At 43.5% G+C, this 6,558-nt stretch carries 7 protein-coding genes; 4 read left to right on the top strand and 3 right to left on the bottom strand.

The annotated features are described in order from the left end of the window. The first annotated feature begins 172 nt into the window (after positions 1–172). The 4 genes from RMY63_RS40720 (at position 173) to RMY63_RS40735 (ending at position 3,016) form a co-directional block, all read left to right on the top strand. Positions 173–1,009 (top strand): S1C family serine protease, encoded by an 837-nt coding sequence (locus RMY63_RS40720; protein WP_322734110.1) that lies wholly within the window; start codon positions 173–175, stop codon positions 1,007–1,009. Further along, entirely contained in the window at positions 1,006–1,638 is a 633-nt protein-coding gene (locus RMY63_RS40725) for a response regulator transcription factor (protein ID WP_322734111.1), read from the top strand. Before RMY63_RS40720 ends, RMY63_RS40725 begins: the two co-directional genes overlap by 4 nt. 66 nt (positions 1,639–1,704) lie before the next feature. Then, positions 1,705–2,922: a glycosyltransferase family 4 protein gene (locus tag RMY63_RS40730; RefSeq protein ID WP_322734112.1), complete on the top strand. Its 1,218-nt coding sequence runs from the start codon at positions 1,705–1,707 to the stop codon at positions 2,920–2,922. Continuing rightward, positions 2,894–3,016, top strand: a complete 123-nt coding sequence (locus RMY63_RS40735; protein ID WP_322734113.1) for a hypothetical protein — start codon at positions 2,894–2,896, stop codon at positions 3,014–3,016. Before RMY63_RS40730 ends, RMY63_RS40735 begins: the two co-directional genes overlap by 29 nt. A gap of 233 nt (positions 3,017–3,249) precedes the next feature. On the opposite strand, the gene RMY63_RS40740 is transcribed toward RMY63_RS40735, so the two are convergent. From RMY63_RS40740 to RMY63_RS40750, 3 genes are all read right to left on the bottom strand, one after another. After that, positions 3,250–3,993: an alpha/beta hydrolase gene (locus RMY63_RS40740; RefSeq protein WP_322734114.1), complete on the bottom strand. Its 744-nt coding sequence runs from the start codon at positions 3,991–3,993 to the stop codon at positions 3,250–3,252. 104 nt (positions 3,994–4,097) lie between these two features. Further along, the gene (locus RMY63_RS40745; RefSeq protein ID WP_322734115.1) at positions 4,098–4,712 is read right to left on the bottom strand and encodes a hypothetical protein; all 615 of its coding nucleotides are present in this window, start codon (positions 4,710–4,712) and stop codon (positions 4,098–4,100) included. A gap of 270 nt (positions 4,713–4,982) precedes the next feature. Further along, positions 4,983–6,558, bottom strand: a 1,576-nt coding sequence (locus RMY63_RS40750) for an eIF2A-related protein (RefSeq protein WP_416212599.1), incomplete at its 5' end; no start/stop codon positions are given.

The raw sequence follows: 6,558 nt of genomic DNA on the forward strand, positions 1-6,558 counted from the left end.
GAACGTTGAGCCTTTGAACTCGGAAGTTGCACCTTTTTGCTTGAACGTTGAGCCTCTGAACTCGGAAGTTGCAGCTTTTTGCTTGAACGTTGAGCCTCTGAACTCGGAACTTCGACTAAAAACTATTGTTAGCCAACAGATTTTACTTTGACATGGGGAAAAATTGTATAACATGGCAAACACAACATTAACTAACATCGCTGCTGAATTGACAGAGGTAGCTGCTAGGCTACGCGATCGCACTGTGAAAGTGAAAAGCGGTTCTCTGGGAGTCGGTTCTGGTGTAATTTGGCAATCTGACGGACTCATTATCACTAATGCCCATGTCGCAACCAGCAACCGCGCGACTGTAGAATTGGCGGACGGCAGGGTATTTGATGCGGTGCGTACTCAATTCGATCCACAGCAGGATTTAGCCGCCCTGAAAATTGTCGCCACTGATTTAACTGCTGTAACCATTGGCAATTCTGAGGCGTTACGAGTGGGTGAATTAGTTTTAGCGGTGGGTAATCCCTTTGCTGACAGTGGCGCTGTCACAACTGGAATTATTTATGCAAATAATCCACGAGCAGTTATGGCTGATTTGCAGCTGTATCCTGGAAACTCTGGGGGGCCACTTGCCGATTGTCTCGGTCGAGTCGTAGGAATTAATACGATGATTGTTAATGGTTTGGCTGTGGCAGTTCCCAGCAACACCGTTGAGCGTTTTTTACAGGGAAATAGTCGTCGGCAACTGGGAGTTACACTGCAACCTGTGCTTTTAGGTAGGCGTAGCTTGGGTTTATTAGTGCTGTCAATTTTACCTGGCAGTGCAGCGGAAACTGCTGGTGTGCAAATCGGCGATGTTTTAATTGGAGTTTCAGGGCGATTATTCACTAGCATGAATGACTTAAGTCAATATCTTCATGAAAGTAAAAAATCTGTGCCGCTACAACTCCTACGCGGTAGACAGCAATTTGTGATTTATGTTGCCGTGCAGTCTGATAAAACTGCTGTGGAGGCGACATGATCCGAGTGATGGTAGTTGCCACTTCCCCTGTGGTGCGAGCAGGGTTATCAACTGTGGTAACTACCAATCCTCGGTTGACGGTTGTGGGGAGTGCATCCGATTTGGATGTATTGGCGAGTGAAGTTGGGCAATTACAACCAGATGTGGTGCTGGTAGATTTGAGCGGTAATTTTCAACAAGCGGTGTGGGAAAAATTGCTGATGATTCAAGAACAGCAATATCCGTTAGGAATGATCGTCATTGTTGAAGAACTCGACAGCATCGACTTAGAGACGGCGTTACGTTCTGGTATCCGGGGAATATTGCCCAGTACTAGCACAGAGTCAGAAATTGTCGCGGCTGTGGAGGCGATCGCTTTTGGTTTACTGGTGCTGCACCCGGATGCTGTAGAATTACTGTCTATCCGCGAAAAAATTGTCACAAATCCTGTACAAACCTTGACACCACGGGAGATAGAGGTTTTAGGAATGCTGGGGTCAGGGTTGGGAAATAAAGCGATCGCTAAACGTTTATATATTTCTGAGCATACCGTCAAATTTCATCTTTCATCCATTTTTCAAAAGCTCAGTGTCTCTAGCCGCACCGAGGCTGTTGCTGTGGGTGTGCGACTGGGTTTGATTATGCTTTGAGCGAATGATGACATACAGCCTCCAATCAGGTCATGGTGTATGTATCACATTTGAGCGGTCGCTTGTATGAACATTTTAATGCTATCTTCCACCTTTCCCTACCCACCAACGCGTGGAGGAACCCAAGTTAGAACATTTAATTTACTCAAGTACTTGAGTCAACGTCATACTGTCACCCTGGCGACTCAACGCGAGGGTGATGTTACAGACGCAGAAGTAGCAGGATTAAGCGATTGTGTAGATCATCTAGCTATTTTTGAACGTCCGCCAGATTCTCGAACCACCGGAATATTGCAGAAAATACAGCGATTTGGGAGATTTTTGCAGCAGGGTACACCGCCAAGTGTACTTAACCGCTACTCAGTTGAGATGCAAACATGGGTTAATAACTGGGTGGAAGCGGGAAAATGTGATGTAATTACTTGCGAACATAGCGTCAATGAAATTTATGTGCAGCCACATTTTCCCAAACAGCTAAAAACCATAGTTAATGTTCATAGTTCTGTTTATGCTACCTGTCGGAACCAACTAGCAACAGGCATTTCCGAAAATTCACTCCGAGACAAAATTAATCTCCCACTTTTGCGTCGTTATGAGCAAAACTACTGCGCTAAATTTTCGGCAATTGTTGCGACAACAGAAGAAGATAAAATTCAACTACAAGAATTCAACCCCAATAGTGAAATTACAGTTATTCCCAATGGCGTAGATTTAGTTTCTTTCCCTAACCGTACCATCGATCCAGGAGGACATCGCCTAATTTTTATTGGTGCAATGGATAATTTAGCAAATATTGATGCTGTCTGCTTTTTCAGCAATGAAGTTTTGCCAGAAATCCAAAAATTCTATCCCGCTACAACTTTCGATATTGTCGGTTCTCATCCAGTGGCAGAAGTTTTAGCACTTGATAAAAAACCAGGAATTAATGTGCTGGGGCGTGTACCTTCGATGGCAGAATATTTACATCAAGCCACCATCTGCGTTGTACCGATGCGGACTGGGTTTGGTATTAAAAATAAAACTTTAGAAGCAATGGCAGCTGGTATACCTGTAGTAGCCAGTGATCGCGGCTTAGAAGGATTAGCTGTAGATGTTGCTAATCGTCCATTACGGGCATTACGAGCCAATAAACCAGCAGAGTACGTCATCGCTATTAGTCAACTATTCGATCGTCCACATCTGCGTTCAGAATTGTCTCACAACGGCAGACAACTGGTAGAAACAGAATTCACTTGGGATATTGCTGGTAAAAGCTATGAACAAGTTTGTCTTGGGAGAGAGTAATACTAATTGGCAAGCGATCGCTCGTGCTATCTTAGAGCATCAATGGCTCCTCTTTTTTGCTGGCGATCGCACCAGTAATACCATTTTACTTTGAGGTTAATACAAATAGGCAGCAGGGGAGCAGGGGGAAAGAGTTAGAGACAAATCATTTGTATCAAGTATTTCGGGAAATGGTATAATATATTCCACATTTTTATAAGATTTGTCAAAAATGCAGCAGTTGGAAAGTAATACCAATTTGAAAAAAGAATGCGACAAATAGACTATTTGTAGAGACGCGATTCATCGCGTCTTTACTATACCAACAATCGAACCAAACTCAAACAATTAATCACTAGTTAATACCGAAGCCAGAAGATCAGGACGAGACAGATGTGGGCAATGTCCACAAGGTAGTTCAATGGCATCCACTCCTAAACGCTTGCGTGCAGCGTAGCGCGACCATGTAGGAGATATTATTCGGTCATTGGTACAAACAATATATTTACGTTCAACATTTGGCAAAGCTTTTAGAGGATTCCTTTCAAAAATATATGCCATAGATTGTTGCGAACGACTTTTTGAGATTGCCCACTGTGCTACATCCGGTTGACAATCATGAAAGAAAAACTCCCTTAATACTGCTTCGTCGGAATAATCTTTCCCTACGGAAGCTGGTTCATACATATCAGGCTCATCGTAGAACTGTTCGAGTTTACTTGGGTTTTTTGGCTGGTAATTGAATGATTTGAGCGTATCAGAATCAAGACGATGAGCAAATTGGTCGAGTGTACTAACTCCAGGATATGGAAGTAGCGCAGCCACAAACACTAGTTGACGCACTTTTACCGCTTCTGCAACTAGGGGAATTATCGTACCAGCCATTGAGTGACCGACTAGCACAATATCATCATCAGTTTTTGGCAACGCTTGAATTACTACATCCGCCAATTGGGACAAAGTAGTAGATGCATTTTCAATTGGCAAATCCATTGCTACAGTTTTGTGTCCCTGTGCTTCTATGTAAGGAATTAGCAAATCCCAACACCAGATGGCTTGGAAGGCACCGTGAACTAGACAATATAGACTCATATCAATTGAATAGTGGTAATGGTGGACGAGTTTTTTAACTTCTCTTATTTTTTAGCAAATTTTAAACTTTGACCAGGTAAGTTACATCAGTACCTGCTATATATTCAAACACCAGTTAAAATAGGCTGAAAAGGTTGCAATAAAATACCTAAAATTTTATCAACTTCTTTAATATAGTACTCAGTCGAATCTATATAAACAGTTGTCTCTTCTAAAAATAAGAACTTCCAATTAGTTCCACTAGTAACCGAGCCGTAAATTCGCCCAACCTCATTACCTTGATTTTGATTGAAAAGTTGCGCTGCAATCATTGCTGCTACACATTGACCAAGACCACCGATAATATCTTCTTTTTTCGCTTCAAAAATAAACATTATCGGAGCAGAAATAAATAATTGTTCCTGGGAATTGCTGATGATGTAATCGCAAAAACCTTGTAAGCCTAAAGTTGCGTCAACATTAAATTCATTTCCAGAGAACAGCGAGATTTGATTATTTAATAATCGTCTGACCTGTGCAAGAATTGGTGCAATTAAAAACTCTGACCTGGCTTTTTCGGTTGAAATTGCAGTTGCTAAAGGAATGTAATCTATTAAAATCGTTCTGAGAGTTTCTGATGGTGTAACAGGTTTTGTATCAACAAATAAATTCCGAGTTTCATCGAGGGTTAAGTTAAAATCCTTTTTCACCTTAGCGAGACTAAAATCGCTGTATGCCATCCTTTTGCCTTGTAATTATTTATTTCGTCTATTCTGTTTAGATACAACTTAATCTTAGCCCTATTAAATGGGAGCGATCGCACCTACAAAGCCAGGGCAAATGGAATTCGCAGCTACATAGGCAAAGTCCACGGAAGCGGACTAAGAAAAAACTGAAGGTTTGAAACCCACGGAGGTGGTTTTTGTTTGTGTAGACGAGGTTTATAATCGCCCTTTTGAGTACTTATGCAAAAATATTTATGTCATTACGTTCGCAATGACAAATATGTATCACTGATTGCGTAGCTTTTCAAGTTCTGCATCTGTAAACGGATTCTTCCCTGCGCGTAAATCTTTTACCCAGCGCTGCCGTTGTGCTTTACTATCTTTATCTTCAGTCTGGGCGATGTATGCTTCAAAGTCTGAAATCGCCCCTTGGATGTTTCCAGTCAGCGCCCTAGCCAAACCACGACTATCACGAACGTTGCCATCTTTAGGTGCAAGTGCAACGGCTTGTTCACAAGCTGGTAACACATCAGCAGCTTGTTTTTGTAAACTACCGTATCGGCAAAGTGAGTTCCAAGAATCAGCAGTAATTTCAACTTTTGGATCAAAGTTGAGGGCTGCGGTATAAGCTGCTAGTGCTTCCTTAAACTTTTTCTCTTGTAAGCGGCTGTTCCCTTCATCAACTGAGCGTTCAGCCTTGCCTTGATTGACAAACTCTTTTGCTCTCACCTGGAAATCAAACTTTAATTTCTTATCCCACTGCTGTGCTTTGCCAAACTTTTCCACAGCGCCATTAATATCATCATTTCGCGCTAGCTTCTCACCTTGGATAACTAATGCTGTCGCCCCCTGCGCCAAGCGAGATGGAGTTTGGCACGATTGCAACTCTTCTAACACTTCTGGATGGCTAATGAAGTAATTATTTAGTAAGTTGCAACCACTGTGTAATAAATCATTGAAATCTAAGTCCCATAAAATTACCGTCTTGTCAACACTGCCAGAAGCCAGTGTCTTGCCATCGGGGCTGAAGACTACGCCCCAGACTGTACCGCTATGCCCAGTCAGGGTTTTGATGGCTTTGCCCGTGCTGACATCCCAGAGTTTGATCGTGTTGTCATCACTGCCAGAAGCCAGTGTCTTGCCATCGGGGCTGAAGACTACGCTATAGACTGTACCGCTATGCCCAGTCAGGGTTTTGATGGCTTTACCTGTGCTGACATCCCAGAGTTTGATCGTGTTGTCATCACTGCCAGAAGCCAGTGTCTTGCCATCGGGGCTGAAGACGACGCTATTGACCCTACTGCTATGCCCAGTCAGGGTTTTGATGGCTTTGCCTGTGTTGACATCCCAGAGTTTGATCGTGTTGTCATAACTGCCAGAAGCCAGTGTCTTGCCATCGGGGCTGAAGACTACGCTATTGACCCTACTGCTATGCCCAGTCAGGGTTTTGATGGCTTTGCCTGTGCTGACATCCCAGAGTTTGATCGTGTTGTCATAACTGCCAGAAGCCAGTGTCTTGCCATCGGGGCTGAAGACGACGCTACTGACCCAACTGCTATGCCCAGTCAGGGTTTTGATGGCTTTGCCTGTGCTGACATCCCAGAGTTTGATCGTCTTGTCACCACTGCCAGAAGCCAGTGTCTTGCCATCGGGGCTGAAGACTACGCTAATGACCCTACTGCTATGCCCAGTCAGAGTTTTCATCGCTTTGCCTGTGCTGACATCCCAGAGTTTGATTGTGTTGTCAGCACTGCCAGAAGCCAGTGTCTTGCCATCGGGGCTGAAGACGACGCTATTGACCCTACTGCTATGCCCAGTCAGGGTTTTGATGGCTTTACCTGTGCTGACATCCCAGAGTTTG

Origin of the sequence: Nostoc sp. ChiQUE01b (assembly GCF_034531255.1) — a bacterium.
Taxonomy (GTDB): domain Bacteria; phylum Cyanobacteriota; class Cyanobacteriia; order Cyanobacteriales; family Nostocaceae; genus Nostoc.